This is a genomic window from Acinetobacter lwoffii, from assembly GCF_049367455.1.
Lineage (GTDB): Bacteria > Pseudomonadota > Gammaproteobacteria > Pseudomonadales > Moraxellaceae > Acinetobacter > Acinetobacter lwoffii_W.
On the sequence record NZ_JBMPXW010000001.1, the window covers coordinates 480,571 to 495,358 of the forward strand.

Annotated in this window: 16 protein-coding genes; 3 read left to right on the forward strand and 13 right to left on the reverse strand. The window is 42.2% G+C overall.

Annotated features, from left to right (window positions below; genetic code table 11):
* Positions 1-18 precede the first annotated feature (18 nt).
* Positions 19-1,662 carry a chemotaxis protein gene (locus tag ACO1B7_RS02410; protein WP_262458150.1) on the forward strand — a complete coding sequence of 548 codons (1,644 nt, stop codon included), beginning with the start codon at positions 19-21 and terminating at the stop codon, positions 1,660-1,662.
* Positions 1,662-2,438, forward strand: a complete 777-nt coding sequence (gene nudC / locus ACO1B7_RS02415; RefSeq protein WP_423089781.1) for an NAD(+) diphosphatase — start codon at positions 1,662-1,664, stop codon at positions 2,436-2,438. The genes ACO1B7_RS02410 and nudC overlap by 1 nt, the downstream gene beginning before the upstream one ends.
* A 104-nt stretch (positions 2,439-2,542) precedes the next feature.
* Here nudC and ACO1B7_RS02420 read toward each other — a convergent pair whose 3' ends face one another.
* The 4 genes from ACO1B7_RS02420 to ACO1B7_RS02435 all read right to left on the reverse strand — a co-directional run bounded on the left by ACO1B7_RS02420 (position 2,543) and on the right by ACO1B7_RS02435 (position 5,621).
* A complete protein-coding gene (locus ACO1B7_RS02420; RefSeq protein ID WP_423089782.1) occupies positions 2,543-3,424 on the reverse strand; it encodes an alpha/beta hydrolase in 882 nt (293 codons plus the stop codon).
* Entirely contained in the window at positions 3,414-4,100 is a 687-nt protein-coding gene (locus tag ACO1B7_RS02425) for a BON domain-containing protein (protein ID WP_423089783.1), read from the reverse strand. The genes ACO1B7_RS02420 and ACO1B7_RS02425 overlap by 11 nt, the downstream gene beginning before the upstream one ends.
* A gap of 133 nt (positions 4,101-4,233) precedes the next feature.
* The gene (locus tag ACO1B7_RS02430) at positions 4,234-4,647 is read right to left on the reverse strand and encodes a YraN family protein (protein ID WP_423089784.1); all 414 of its coding nucleotides are present in this window, start codon (positions 4,645-4,647) and stop codon (positions 4,234-4,236) included.
* Positions 4,648-4,661: 14 nt separating this feature from the next.
* A complete protein-coding gene (locus ACO1B7_RS02435) occupies positions 4,662-5,621 on the reverse strand; it encodes a penicillin-binding protein activator (protein ID WP_423089785.1) in 960 nt (319 codons plus the stop codon).
* Between the two features lie 10 nt (positions 5,622-5,631).
* On the opposite strand from ACO1B7_RS02435, the gene rsmI reads away from it, so the two are divergent.
* On the forward strand, positions 5,632-6,474 hold the full coding sequence (gene rsmI / locus ACO1B7_RS02440) for a 16S rRNA (cytidine(1402)-2'-O)-methyltransferase (protein WP_423089786.1): 843 nt from the start codon (positions 5,632-5,634) through the stop codon (positions 6,472-6,474).
* Between the two features lie 92 nt (positions 6,475-6,566).
* Here the strand turns inward: rsmI and ACO1B7_RS02445 are convergent, their stop codons facing one another.
* The 9 genes from ACO1B7_RS02445 to ACO1B7_RS02485 form a co-directional block, all read right to left on the reverse strand.
* Positions 6,567-6,821: a hypothetical protein gene (locus ACO1B7_RS02445; protein ID WP_005246889.1), complete on the reverse strand. Its 255-nt coding sequence runs from the start codon at positions 6,819-6,821 to the stop codon at positions 6,567-6,569.
* 174 nt (positions 6,822-6,995) lie between these two features.
* Positions 6,996-8,243 carry an FAD-dependent monooxygenase gene (locus ACO1B7_RS02450; protein ID WP_423089787.1) on the reverse strand — a complete coding sequence of 416 codons (1,248 nt, stop codon included), beginning with the start codon at positions 8,241-8,243 and terminating at the stop codon, positions 6,996-6,998.
* Entirely contained in the window at positions 8,240-9,448 is a 1,209-nt protein-coding gene (ubiH, locus tag ACO1B7_RS02455) for a 2-octaprenyl-6-methoxyphenyl hydroxylase (protein WP_423089788.1), read from the reverse strand. Before ubiH ends, ACO1B7_RS02450 begins: the two co-directional genes overlap by 4 nt.
* A 313-nt stretch (positions 9,449-9,761) precedes the next feature.
* Positions 9,762-10,373: a glycosyltransferase gene (locus ACO1B7_RS02460; protein WP_423090302.1), complete on the reverse strand. Its 612-nt coding sequence runs from the start codon at positions 10,371-10,373 to the stop codon at positions 9,762-9,764.
* A 14-nt stretch (positions 10,374-10,387) separates the two neighbouring features.
* A complete protein-coding gene (locus tag ACO1B7_RS02465; RefSeq protein WP_423089789.1) occupies positions 10,388-10,582 on the reverse strand; it encodes a hypothetical protein in 195 nt (64 codons plus the stop codon).
* 425 nt (positions 10,583-11,007) lie between these two features.
* Positions 11,008-11,445, reverse strand: a complete 438-nt coding sequence (locus ACO1B7_RS02470) for a GNAT family N-acetyltransferase (protein WP_423089790.1) — start codon at positions 11,443-11,445, stop codon at positions 11,008-11,010.
* 657 nt (positions 11,446-12,102) lie between these two features.
* Positions 12,103-12,342 carry a DUF378 domain-containing protein gene (locus ACO1B7_RS02475; RefSeq protein WP_005107468.1) on the reverse strand — a complete coding sequence of 80 codons (240 nt, stop codon included), beginning with the start codon at positions 12,340-12,342 and terminating at the stop codon, positions 12,103-12,105.
* A 292-nt stretch (positions 12,343-12,634) separates the two neighbouring features.
* The gene (pepP, locus tag ACO1B7_RS02480) at positions 12,635-13,969 is read right to left on the reverse strand and encodes a Xaa-Pro aminopeptidase (protein ID WP_423089791.1); all 1,335 of its coding nucleotides are present in this window, start codon (positions 13,967-13,969) and stop codon (positions 12,635-12,637) included.
* A gap of 129 nt (positions 13,970-14,098) precedes the next feature.
* Complete coding sequence (locus ACO1B7_RS02485; protein ID WP_071850619.1) at positions 14,099-14,731, reverse strand: UPF0149 family protein; 633 nt, start codon at positions 14,729-14,731, stop codon at positions 14,099-14,101.
* Positions 14,732-14,788 lie beyond the last annotated feature (57 nt).

Genomic DNA, 14,788 nt, shown 5'->3' on the forward strand with positions numbered 1-14,788 from the left:
CCAGGAAAGGTGCAGATCATGTCTTACCAAACCTCTATACATTTTGATCCAACAGCTTTACTGATAATAAAAAATGAGGTTGATAACTCGATCAAGTTAGTCGAATCAGCAGTAAGCACCTTGGTAGAAGACCAGACTTTACCTTTTGGTATTGATGATGCATTAAATCAGTTCGAACAATGCGCCCAGGTTCTGGCACTCATCGACATGTCCAGTCTGGCAAAAGTCGCTCAATATTCAGCAGAATTAATGCGCAAGATTATGGGGAATCCGGCGCAGGTCAATACTCAAGAAGTGATCGCCTTGAGTGAAGGCACCACTATGCTGAAACGCTATATCGAATTTATCTGTTTGCGTGAAGTAAAAATTCCACAGTTTTTGCTGGATACCCTGAACCGCTTGGAACTGGCTTTGGGTAAACCACTGACGACTGAAGGCCAGCATGTAGAATCGCTATTAGATTGCGTCACTCCTGATTTTGCGCTGCCACAGGCACCAAGTCTGGAAAAATCCCAATATGTACACCGTCTGTATAAGCTGTCACTCAACAAGCTGATCAATCAGGAAGAAAGTGAACTGGATTTGCAAGCCATCAAACTGGTGGGGGCTTATCTGGCCGGACTTGCAGAACAACATGACAGCAAGCAGTACTGGAATCTGGTATATGTCGCGTTAAACAATATTGAGCACCTGCTGATTAATGAGCCACGTCTACGCACCTTGGTGAGCATTGAGCGCAACATGGCACAGTATTTTAGCTCGGCAGACAGCTTCAAGGCTTCGCTGGCTGATCTGGCCAATGTGCTCAGCCTATGTATCAGTCAGGAAGATGAAACTGCGCAATCTATCCGTAGCCAGCTCAATGTTGGCGATGACCTACTGACCGATATGCAATTACAGGTCTTCAGTCGCCACCTGTATGGTCCTGACTTTGAAACCATGCATACCATCAGCGAGTTGGTGACCACGGAAATGGCACAGATTCGTAATGACATCGAGTTCAACTATCAGAATATGACGCCTGAAAAGACTCAGGAATTACAGGCTCAACTGAATAGTTTGGCCAATATCTTCAAGGTGTTGAACCTGAATGAAGCCTATCATGACCTGACCCGTCAGGCTGCTTCACTGAGCCAGCCCGAGATTATGCAGGATGCCAGCTTTGCCCAGCAGTTGATGAATGTCATTCTGTCTGCCATGAACTCGATTGGCGTACTGGAACGTCATCACACTTCGAGCCGCTTGCAGCTGCGCGTCAACAACATGAATATTTCTCTGGACCGTCTGGATGAAGCACACGCTGCTTTACTCACAGAAACCAAGGCCCTGATCGAGCTTTCTAGCCAGATTCTCAGCAATTACCTGCAAGATCATGACTTGACTGCCCTCGAACCTGTTCCTGTACAGTTTTGCGAGATTGGCGGCGCGATGCTGTTCCTGAATGCAGAACATGTTCGTACTGCATTCACCACCACTGCAGAATTCATCAAGAACCGTATTGATCTGTCGATTGCATTAAGTCCGGAAGAAATTCATCGTGCTTTAGACACCCTGGCCAGTGCCGACATGATGATTGATAACTTAAAGAACAAACAGCCTGTATTACAGGCGATGTTTCAGGTAGCATTGGACAGTAGTGAGAAACTCAAAATAGTTGCCTAATGTCCAAATTATCACTTGCTTATATTTTTCAACAACAGCAACTGCTGGTCGATCAACACTTTCAACTTCCACGGGTTGAAGCCTTAGCAAGTGATTTGCTACTCCACACGGGTGATCAGGTGATTGCCCGTGATCTTCTTCCCGATGAGCCGATTCCTGCAGGCTTGCAACTGGTTCCCATCCGTCAGCTGTTACAGTTCTGGAATACCCAGCAATTCGAACAGGCCAGCCGCGCAGTACAACTTTTAGAATGGCGTCGTAACCATAAGTTCTGTAGTCATTGCGGTACAGTGACTGAAGCGCATGCTGTTGAATATGCCATGCTCTGCCCATCCTGCAACTACCGGCAATATCCACGGGTACAGCCTTGCGTTATTACCGTCATTACCCGAGGCAAAGACGAGATTCTGCTGGCCAAAAATGCACGTAATACTAAAAGCCAGATGTATGGACTGATTGCCGGTTTCGTTGAAGTGGGTGAAACGCTGGAAGATGCAGTACGTCGTGAAACGCTGGAAGAAGTCGGTTTAAAGCTCAAGAATATTCAGTATCTGGCCAGCCAGCCCTGGCCTTTCCCAAGTAACCTGATGATTGCTTTCAAGGCAGAATATGCTGGCGGTGAGCTACAGCTGCAGGAAGAAGAAATTAGCGATGCGCAATTCTTTAAATTCGATCAGCTGCCGGAAATTCCATTCAAAGGTAGTATTGCCCATGCCATGATCATGCATGTGACTCAAGGTACGGCAGTCTCAGACGACACCAAGACCTGGCTATAAATCTGCACTCGAAAGATTTAGCTCAACGGCTTAAAAAAGAATCCAGGGGAGATCATCCACTGGATTCTTTTTTATCTATTGCTTAGTTAAACCAAATATTAGTATCAGGATTTAAATGCATCCTCGAGCGCCCAAAGCACCTGTGCCTTGGTCTGGAAAAACCGGCTAAACAAACTGGAGAGTGAACCCACAATCGTAATATGACCAAGTTTCGGAATTTGAATCAGATGGCTATGATTGCCCTTCTCTTTCAGTACACGGTCCAAATCCTGGCTATTGAAATGCCCGACAATCTTGTCTTTTTCGGCAATAAACAGATAATGCCGGGTTGAGCTATTTCTAACAAAATAATAAGGCATCACCTGCTGATAAGGCACCGCCTGATCAAATGCACCTGCACAGATCGGATCATCTTTATAATCAAAATGATAAGGACCTGCCAGACCAATAATCGCCCGAACTTGACTATGATCAATACTGGCAGATTGCGGATGATATAAGGCAGACATCACATTGAATGCCCCGGCAGAATGTCCCATCAGGACCAGATTTTCTGCACAGATCTGCAACTGTCCAGCTGACTGCTGCAAATGATTCAGCAACAGATGCAGATCATGAATATAGGTCGGGAAAATATGCTGTGGCGCCAGATGGTAATTCATCACCACCACATCATAGCCTTCTCTAGCAAAGGACTCGCCAATAAACTGGTAATCCTTTTTATCGCCATGCAACCAGGCGCCGCCATGCACAAAAACAATGAGTGGGCGATGTAGCAAAGGCTGCTGACTCCGAAACAAGTCAAAGCGTTGCCGGGATTTCAGGCCATAGGCCAATTGGGTTTCGACCGTGTAACCTTGTTTCGGGGTTAAACGATTTAGGGCATAACTGCCAAAATCGTATAACCGGAAATCTTGATAATGTTGCTGAAACTGCAGAATACGCTGTGAGAGTTGGGTTTTAAACTGGCCGACCTTATGGTTCATAGGTCGGTTCAACCGTATCAGGATCAATGGCAACCGGCGTCTGTTCAATACCCTGCTGCGCATATGCCGGTGCAGCAAAGTTTTGATTAGCCAGACTTGAATATTGCTCCACGTTATCGATCAAAGTCACAATTTTGGTGACATTACCCACTTGTTGTAGCACCTGATTCAGGTCAGCAATCTCGGCACCATTTAAACGCCCCATTACATACAGAACGCCATCTTCAGTATGCACATGTACTTTACTATCCGCAACCACAGTCGCCTTCATGATCAAGCCACGAGTATTTGCAGTCACTGCAGTATCCTGCATAATGGTGCTATAGCTGATCTGATTACCGACAGTAATAAAATTATGTACCGCTTTGACATCACTCATGGATTTGACATTGTCTTCAGCCAATTGCTTTAAATGGGCATCCGGCACCTGACCGGTCAGCAAGACATTGCCATGAAAACTTTCAATATTGACCCGGGCCTGCTTAAAGCGCGAATCCAGTTTATAAAGATTAATTTTTGCAGTACGGACAATTGAGGAATCAATAAATACCTGCCCTAAGGTACGCGCCCCACTTTCAGTTCCGACAGGAGCCGTACCTGTGCCGCTGGAAATAAAACTGGCACAACCTGATAAACTTGCGACACACAGCATTGTTATTGCAATACGCTTAACCACTCAGCAAGACTCCTTCATTTTATTACGTCTTTTTCAATCTAATAATCTGTTTTCAAGCTCAGATCATGTCAATTCTGCTTGAACTTTACAATGATCGTGAAGCAAATATAAGCATCTTTAGACCTTATTTTGTTCAAAGGTTAATAAACTCTTGATCAAAAGTAAAAGCATTTTCAATCCATTCCAGATCATAAGGGTATTGCGAAAAGTCATGCTGTATGGTTTTTGCAAATTGCTGTTTAAAATCAAAACAAATCACGTCAAAACGATAGTAATAGTGTGCAAATTGTGGATTTTTCTGAATAAAGCACATCGCCGTCTTGAGCATCTTTCCCTGTTTCGCTTTGGAAACCGATTCAATGGCTTGTGCATATCGGGTTTGTGCACGCGCTTTGACTTCCACAAAGACCAGTTCCTGATCACGCACCAGAATCAGATCCAGCTCGCCATAGCGACTGTGATAATTAGCTGCCAGGAATTGAAATCCATGGTTTTGCATCAGTTGGGCCGCTTGCTGCTCTGCCCATGTACCTAATTGCTGTCGCATCACTCATCCCCCGTTCAAAGTAGCTTGACACCTGTGCCACTGTACTGGAAACATTGTGGACTGCGCTGAATGCTGTGTTCAGTGATCTGTATCCGGCCGGTTCTGCCCTGAAATTCAATATGCTGCGAACGCGGTTGCGACAAGTATTGCTGGGTGATCTGCCAGGCATCGCCACCGAAGGCAATCAGCCGCTGATAGGACATATTGACCGGTTCCTGGGCATAAGCCTGTAGAACATCCGGCCAGTCAGCCAGATAAAGTACTGGAACATCACAGAACTTGATCCCTTTCGGGGGTGTATGCTGCTCGCTGATCGCATTGGCCACGGTATACATCCGTTTATGGCTTAATTCAGGTATGGCAGCCAGCCCTTCTGCATTGCCGAGGAATAAAAGCCCCTGTTTTGGCATTAAAAAAATGGGCGCTTTGTTCACGATTTTAAAATTTAGATCACTCTGGCTGAACAAAGACATCAGCAACAGTTCATGCTCGGCTTCACTGCCAGGCTGGCGCAAAATCAGCAATTGCTGAATCCCATCTTTAAACAAGAGTGTTTTCAAGGCAACAGCATCTTCTTTTTTGGACAGGCTGAATTGCCAGACTTGGGGTGATGACCCTGCTACATCATTCAGGCTGAGGGTACGTACTTTAGGTTTGCTCTTGAGTAGTTGTTCCACATCGCTACGTGCCAATGGACCCACCACCATTTTGGTCTTTTTATTGACATGCTGTTTCAGCAGCTGGGAGATATTTTTCTGATTGGAATTGACCCATTTCAATGGAACTTTCTGCCCGGAAGTAGCATAGGCGCTGAGAAATCCCTGTTTGATACTCGATGCAGCTCGCGCCAAAGGTCCGGATTCGGGTAGAATAATCAACACTTCTGCTTGTACGCTGCTGATGTAGCTGACTAAACACAAGCCCAATATTTTATTTTTAATCTTCCATTTTTTATTATTCAATTTATTCCACATGGAGAAACCTATGAGTGCTCAGTTATTTGTTGTTGCGACTCCAATCGGGCACTTAGATGATATTAGTTATCGTGCAATTCAGGTGTTGAAGTCGGTGAGTCTTATTGCTGCTGAGGATACACGAACTTCAGCACAGTTGCTTAAACACTTTAATATTCAAACACCTCTGACCGCTTGCCATGAACATAATGAAAGCAACAAGATTGATCAGCTGATCCAGCGCCTACTCAATGGCGAAGATATGGCCCTGATCAGTGATGCTGGTACTCCCCTGATCAGCGACCCTGGTTTTAAATTTGTCCGTGCTGCACAAGCGCATAATATTCGCGTGATTCCTGTACCTGGTGCTTGTGCTGCGATTGCAGCTTTAAGTGCAGTCGGCTTGCCGAGTGACCGTTTCAGTTTTGAAGGTTTTCTGCCATCCAGACAAAGTCAGCGTCTGCTGAATCTAGAAAAACTGAAAAATGAAACCCAGACTTTAATTTTCTATGAAGCACCGCACCGGATTCTGGAGTCCGTTAAAGATATGGCCAGCGTATTCGGTGCAGATCGCCCGGTCGGTTTTGCGCGTGAGATTACCAAGACTTTTGAAACTATCAAGAAAATGACCTTGGGTGAGCTGGTCGAATTCATTGTCAATGATCACAATCAGCAAAAAGGCGAAATTGTTTTGGTGATTGGCGGTGCCATCGAAGAAAAAGATCTGGATCAGGAAAAACTGGATAAATTATTAAATCGCTTATTACAGGATCTATCCGTTAAAGCAGCATCACAGTTGGCAGCAGATTTAACAGGTATCAAAAAGAAAGTCGCTTATCAACGTGCTTTAGAACTGACTTCGGCAAACGACTAATTGCTCTAGATATTTCTATCACGTTTTGATTTACAAAAAAAACACCACAATTGATGTGGTGTTTTTTTATAAGAGGCAAGTCAATCAATAACTTATTCTTTGGCTACTGATTCATCTGCTGGGACTTCAACAATACGACCACCATTGGCAAGGAAAGCCGCAATTTCATCTTCAAGTGCCTGACGTTTCTTTAGCTTTGCAGTGACGGTCAAGGTTTCAGCTTCTGCAAGATCGGTATCATTCACGACCTCTGTGCTATCTGCTGCGCCTTTTTCAGCTGCTTTTGCTTCATCATCGTCAACGATTGAATCTTCAACGTCGTCATCATAATCATTCATGTCTGTCATTTGCATCTCCCCAAAAATGGCGCTTGCTTGGTATTCCAAGCCAGGTGTCGAATTAAGTGAAATTTAGCAATCTCTTTGGGCTTCGCCTAGTACCAAACATCAAAAAATCGTATCTTTTTTAAACAAAATCGTTACTCTTTATTGGTGTTTGTTTAAAAAATTTACATTTCTGTCTTAAGCTGCGTAGCGTGTGTCTTTAAGTAAACCCAAACCGTTCGCCTGCGCCATAAATGCATCTTTCAACATGGGCTGATTTTCTACCTGTTTCAGGCCGAAATTGCGTGCCCAAACCATCGGAAAGAATAATGTGGTTTCCATCCAGCCAATCGCAGACATGCTGTGCATCATGGCATCGTTCTGACCTTTACGGCGATGTTCATAGCGCTTGAGGGTCTGCTCATGTGCCCATACGCCACGCGCCTGATCATGTAGCAAAACATCACAGAGCACCGCAGCATCCAGACAGCCAATATTCACACCTTGACCTGCCAGCGGATGAATCACATGTGCGGCATCTCCAATCAGGGCTAAACCGTCTTGAACATATTGCTGGGCGGCACGGGCTTTTAAGGGGAAAGTAGCACGTGGTGTCGCCTCTAAGACTTCACCCAGCATATGCTGGCTTTCACGAGTCAAGAGTTGAGTAAATTCAACATCTGAAAGTGCAGCATATTCTTCGGCATAATCCTCTGGCAAGGTCCAGACAATCGATTGCCAATGTCCCTGCTCTTCTGGATTAAGGCTGGCCATAGGTAAAAAAGCCAAGGGACCGGTTTCAAGAAAAATCTGACGCGCCATGTGCTGATGTGGCTGAGCCGTTTTAATCGCACAACTGATTCCGGCCTGTTTATAGTCCAGTACATCAATATCGATGAAAGCTTGCTCACGTACAAAGGAGTTTGCACCATCTGCGCCAATGACCAGCTTGGTTTTCAGCTGACTACCATCGGCCAGATGGATGATCCACACACCGACGCCACGTTCAACACGGCTGACTTTGACTTGTGTTCTATAATCTTGAACATTTTCCAGCATCTTTTGCTGAATGGCCAAATTCAGAATGCTGGGCTCCACCATCGAGCCTAAAGCCTGCTCTACCGATGGTGTTTTTTCTGAAGGCTGGCCAAAATTAATTTCACCATAGCCATTTTTATTCCACACCTGCATACCAGTATAAGGCTGCTGGCGTACTAAATTTTCCCAGACACCCACCGTTTTTAACAGGTGAATGGTTGCCTGACTTAAAGCCAAAACACGCGGATTGGCTACACGCAAAGTTTTATCTGCATCCAGAATTGGCGCTGCATCCAGAACTGTAGGCTGCACACCACCTTGAGCTAACAGAAGCGCTGTAAGTCCACCAACCAACCCACCGCCAATAATGACAACGTCTAATATTTCGTTAGTTTGATTTAAGCTCATGCTTTTAACCCCATGGCATAATTTGCAACGAGTGGCTTGATGCCTGGAATCGTATCAAAAGCGATTAAACCCGTATTACGCATCAGCTTTAAAAATGGATTCTGGTTACTAAAGCCACGCACCACTGAATCACAGAATTTGATCACTCGCTGCTGGTCACTGAGACGGGATTTCTCATAGTCTAGCAATATTGCAGCATCGCCCAAGTCTGCGCCTTGTGCCTGCTGCTCTTTCAGGTAACGCACTAATACATGCGCATCACGCATACACAGGTTAAAACCCTGACCAGCGACCGGATGAATCGTATGCGCAGCATTGCCCATCAACACGACACGGCCAACAGCCTGTTTTTCGGCTAACACTTGAGACAATGGAAAACTGAACCGCTTACCGGTTTTCTGGAACTTTCCGGCACGATCGCCATACGTTTCCTGCAAGGCATCCAGAAAATGCTGGTCATTTTCATCTCCCATCCATTCTCCTTCAGTACCTTTTTTCACAGGCCAGACCACTGAACGGCGATACTCACCCGGTAAGGGCAAAAGTGCCAAAGGTCCTAAATGACTGAAACGCTCAAAACCAACATGACCATGTGGCTTCGACGTTTGCACTGTGGTTACAATCGCAACCTGATCATAATCATGTTCTGACGCACCAATACCCAAAGCCTTACGACAGAAAGAATCGCGTCCATCGGCGGCAATAACCAGTTTGGACTGTAATTTCAGTAGAGATTCGCCACGTTGAGCTTCGATATAAGCAAAGTCTGTATCTTGGATAAGGGATGTCACCTGCACACCATCAATCAGTTCAATCAATGACTCTTTTTTGACTTGGGTCAGGAGTACACGACCAAGCCAGGCATTCTCAATGACCTGACCAAAGCTTTCGACTTTTTCCTGCTCGGCTTTCAGTCGGGCCTTACCAAAACTGCCCTGTTCGGTAATATTCACTTCCAGAATTGGGGTAGCATGTTCTTGCAAGGCATTCCAAAGTCCAAGCTCCTGATAGATTTGTACGCTACGACGTGACAAGGCGCTATTACGTGCATCAAAGCTGGAATGATATGGCGCAAGATTTTCATCATCATAATCTGGATATTTGATGGCTTCCAAAAGTTTGACTGCAATATTAGTTTTCGCCAACATTAATGCGAGGCTTAAGCCCACCATCCCACCACCGACAATGATGACTTCTTGTTGCATGCTGTAATCCTTTCAATGTCGTATCTATGCAGATAGATACTTATAATCATGATGGATTTTATATTACATCATGACTCGAGATTTTGACATTGTGATGCATGCTGTTGTTGTAGCTTGTTTTGACCTCAATGTCCTGCTATCTGACAGACCAGACAAAGGCTGAAATGCATCACTACTAAAAATACCTGATCAATCAGGTTAGTTCTTATTTAAAAGAAAAAACTAGGATCCTTTTAAAATCTGTAGAAAAAATTAAAACAAATATATTGAATAAAATCTACCCAAAATAATATTATGGTTTTAATCTTAGTAATTAATAGATCATTTTTCTAAGATATCTTTTTATAAAATTGAAGATTTTAAAAAGGATTAATAAAATTTCAGCTTCCATTTTTTCCAACAAGCTCTCTGAGCTAATAATTGGTTTAGTTTGTCTTGAATAGTGACTACGGTCCAATCTTCTAGGTGAAGTGTGATCTCTATAAATAATTCCATTTTGACAACTGCTTCCTAGACAACGCAGTCCATGCTTATCAGTAACTTCATCTATGGCATTGGTATAGGGAATAGGACCAGTAGTTTTCAGTACACCACTCCAGCCATATCCAAATTTAATATAGGAATAGTTTTCTAAATTTTCTGTAATTTTTTCAACTACATTAGCCAAATATTTATTTCCCGGCGAAGATATAATGTTCCATTGTTGGTATTCTTTACCTCTTTTAATCTGTTTATGCTTTCCGAACTCTTCGTATTCAACTGCTCCTCCTTGCCATTCAAAGACCAGCAGTCCATCATCTTCTAAAAGAATGTCATTTAAACTACAGATGGTAAAACTTTTTAAATCAAAATATGCTCCACCTAATTTATAAAGTAACAAATATCGAAAATAATCAGTTTGTACAGCGCCATATAATGGATCAATTTTAAGAAATGCATTTAAATATCTGGAAGAATAATGATTTTAATAAAATCCACCATGGCATTATAATCATAAAAACGGTATTCCCAATCAGGATTATTTCTCAGGAGAACTGTCCTTGCAGTTCTATCTTCTTCTGATAGAAAATTTATTCCTTTTGTATGAATTTGATGAATTTGATGAATTTGATGAATTATTTTAGGTATTTTCATTTTAGATACACTCTTATTTTTATAAATTTTAATATTATTAGACCTCTTGCGTTAGTCAAAATTTAATCAGTGATAAACGTTGATTTTTAAATAAATATCAAAGTCTAAAATAGTCAAAAATAATACTTTCGCAAGAGGTCTATTGTATTTTGCATTTATTATCTATAAATTTTTATATCACCTAATTAAGATAATAGAAGTTTCAATAAATTTATTATTTAAAGATTCCAAATAAAAATATAAAATAATGTTTTCATCAGACTAAAAAATTAAAATTTCTAAAACTCTATAATATCCTAAATACATTGAATATATTTCCACACAAGAATCTAAACTCTCCTCAAGTATAAATTACGTATGAGAAATCTCGATATTAATGAATAACAGATTTTTAAAATAAATAATCTGACATGAAAGTAAATTATTTAATTCTCCAAACTAACTTCATGTAAAACATATCTAAATATTAAACAATCACGCTTTTCATTACCTAACTTCGGCAATAGAGTATAAGCATTGATCCGTTCAACGATTTCAAACCCTGTCTTTAACAGCACTTGGTGTGCCTGTATATGTTCTGCATCGCAGAAAGTATCCAGTGATTTAAGTGTAAGATATTGTTTAAAATACTGAATCACCGCTTTCATCGCCTCAAGCATATAGCCCTGACCCTGAAATCGAGGACCAAGTCCGAAATGAACTTCAAGGCTGTTATTTTGCTGTTGAATGATCGTTAGTAACCCGATTGCCAGATGACTTTTTCGCTCAGCAATCACCCATGAAAATCCGTCACTCGGTTGCTGCCAATAGCTTAACGCCCATTTCTGTAACATCTGCTGAGTTTGACCGACTGTTGTATGCATCTGTCGTTGTAAATATTTTGATGCTTCAACGTCGCCACAATACTCTTAGAATAATGAAAATTCATCTCCAACTTTATATGCTCTTAACTCCAACCGAGTTGTCTTTAATTCAGCAACTAAAATATTTATACTCACGTATCAGCTCGGCCTTAAAAAAAGGAATGTTGTGATTTCATTTGGCACTTATACGATTCGATCGCAAACCTAGTCAAATTGGTATAACTCGATCTACTCGCTTAGCACAATTTTTAATACATACTGATGCTGGTAAATCCTGAATGATAAAATTATGAATCAAGCCATTTATATATGAGCGGATATTCACTTTCAGCAGCAGGAGGCCCATTTACAATCACTATTATTTTCTTATTTTAAGATAATTGTATAAATATAACTCGATCTTTGAACTAACAGATATTTTAAAAAAATTATCCAACCATGCACAACCTAGTCTTATTTGTATGATAGTGATCATTAATCTTTAGCTAGGTATTGTTGTAGATCTGAGGATTATTCTATCAATAACGTATAAACACCTATATAAAAAACCCCGGAAATCTACCGAGGTTTCTTTATCTTCCACACTATTTTATCCTTTCGGCAAGTTACTCGAAGACATTATCCTATCTTGCGAGAAACTCACAAAGGAGGATTAGCTTAACGGACAATATTAGTATGATGATCTGTGTGGTGTACTGTTTTACCCAACTTTGTTCCTGTATAAATTAGGTACAATGCCGACAAACCAACCAATACATAAATAATTCGAGATAAGGCGCTCATATCACCAAAGATCGCAGCGACCAAATTAAAATCGAATGCACCAATTAAGCCCCAATTGATGCCACCAATGATTGTTAAAGCATAAGCAATCCAGTCAATCGTATTTAATCTCATAAGTGTTCTCCTGCTCTTATTTAAGTTTATTTAAGGATCAGAGAAAGTATGAGAATCTCAGCCCATTTAATATGTAGCTTTGATGCTAAAAACGGATTTTTTGTGTTGACTTCCTGTCAATTTTTAAGCTGTAAATTTTACTTAGGTGAGTTTTATTTGACTTGTTCGATATAAACGTAAGCTAAGTCACTTTTTGATCGATTCGATATAGCTAGGAATTCTTGTTTAAAACGGCATAGAAATGTCATAAAAAAAGCCGATTTCGCGACCGGCTTTCTGTATTTTTCTTGGATTAGGCAGCGCGGGCTTTCGCCATTAATGCCTCAATCTCTTCTACCGTTTTGACGACTTTCGCGGTTAAAACTAGCGGGCCATTTGCAGTGGCCACCACATCATCTTCAATCCTAATGCCAATTCCACGCCATTTAGCATCTACTGTTTCATCATCAGGCGCGATATAAAGACCCGGCTCAACGGTCACGACCATACCCTCTTCATACGAGCGCCATTCACCGTCCACCTTATAAGCACCGACATCATGCACATCCATACCGAGCCAATGTCCCGTACCATGCATGTAGAACTGACGAAAAGCTTCTTTTTCTATAATCTCGTCGATATTACCCTGCATCAAGCCAAGATCGAGCAAACCCTGCACCAAAATACGCACTGCAACATTGTGAGGTTCTTTATACGAGTTACCAATTTGCACGGCATTGATCGCAGCGATTTGAGCATCCAGTACTACGTTATATAAGGCTTTCTGTTCCGGACTGAATTTACCATTTACCGGAAAGGTACGGGTAATGTCTGAAGCATAAAGCTGATATTCAGCTGCAGCATCAATCAGGACTAAATCGCCATCTTTCAGTTCTTTGTCATTTTCTACATAGTGCAGGATGCAGGCATTCTCACCACCACCGACAATACTGTTGTAGGCCGGAACACCGCCATTTTTGCCAAAGATATAATTCAGCTCGGCTTCCAGCGCATATTCCATCATGCCCGGACGTACTGCTAGCATCGCTTGAGTATGTGCATCAGCAGAAATATCCGAAGCAATCTGCATCAATTCAATTTCATTTGCATCTTTATGTAGACGCATTTCATCGACAATACGATCCAGCTGAATTACTTGCGCTGGCGCAGAAGTCCCACGACGGCTTTCACCGCTTGCAGTCGCAATCCATTTGGCGACACGCGCATCAAACTCTGCATGCTGTCCAATGCGATAAAATAACTGATCCTTATTTTGTAACTTTTCTAGAATTTCTTCATCTAGCAGATCAATTGCATAGGCTTCATCTGCATCATAATCCTGAATAGCCCCATCAATACCTGCACGGTAGCCATTCCATATTTCCATTTCACGGTTACATTCCCGACAGAACAAACTGTAGCTATAGCCTTCTTCTTCAGTGTCAAAGGTTTCAATCACAGCCACAGCTTCAGGTTCTGCAAATCCGGTTAAATAGAAGAAACTACTGTCTGCACGGTATTTATAATCTGCATCACGGTTACGCATGGCTACCGGACTGGTCGCGATAATGGCGATACTGCGTAAACCGATTTCCCCTGCGAGGATTGCGCGACGTTCCTCAAAAACTGCCTGTGTCAATTTCTTCATTACACCTTACTTCTTATCGATCAATACTTGTATTTAGAATATAGCCTTGAAACCAGACTATAGATTTTACTGTAAACAGCAAAATATATGCCTGATTTCAAGCAGGTGATGACTCACCTCAGCATTTCATCAGCTTAGACGTTTAGGCGAGAAAATCTCGACCACACTTTGCGCTTCTGTAGTAGCGACTTTAGGCTGATTTTTTTGACTAAATTGCTGTAAGAGTGGCGTTTCTTCAACTTCGACCTTTTTACGCCCTAAAGACAGACTGACAGGAATCAGACGCACAAATTCGTACAATTCCTGATAGCTTTCTTCACCTTCAGCATCATCGTCTGAGTCTTCAAATTCAACTGCGGCTACATCTTGTAAATGTTCAATCAGCTCAACTTCATCCTGACGGATATGTCCTGAAGCCAGTCCGAAACCTAAGACCACGCCTGCACACCAGTCCGCCAGAGCCTGTACGCGTTCTGAAAGCACATGCTCATCATCAGGCAGCAAAGGTAAATAATCCAGCTCATCTTCAGACAATGCATGGAACACATCTTCAGCTTCGCCCGCCAACAACTCTAATGCTTCGGCATCCAGTTCAGGTACATCCAGTGTTTCTAAAATCTGTAACCACTCTTCACTGCTTGGCGCCTGGGTGACACAAACAATGCCAGTCAGCAAACCATGTAGTTCGCTAGGGCTAGAAATTTCCTCAATTGAAGAAAAATTGCGGTGCCATTCGGTCCAACCTGAAATATCGTCTTGCATTCGTTTATCCAATCTTTATACTGCTTATATATTACCTTTGTTTGCAACACTGTGCGA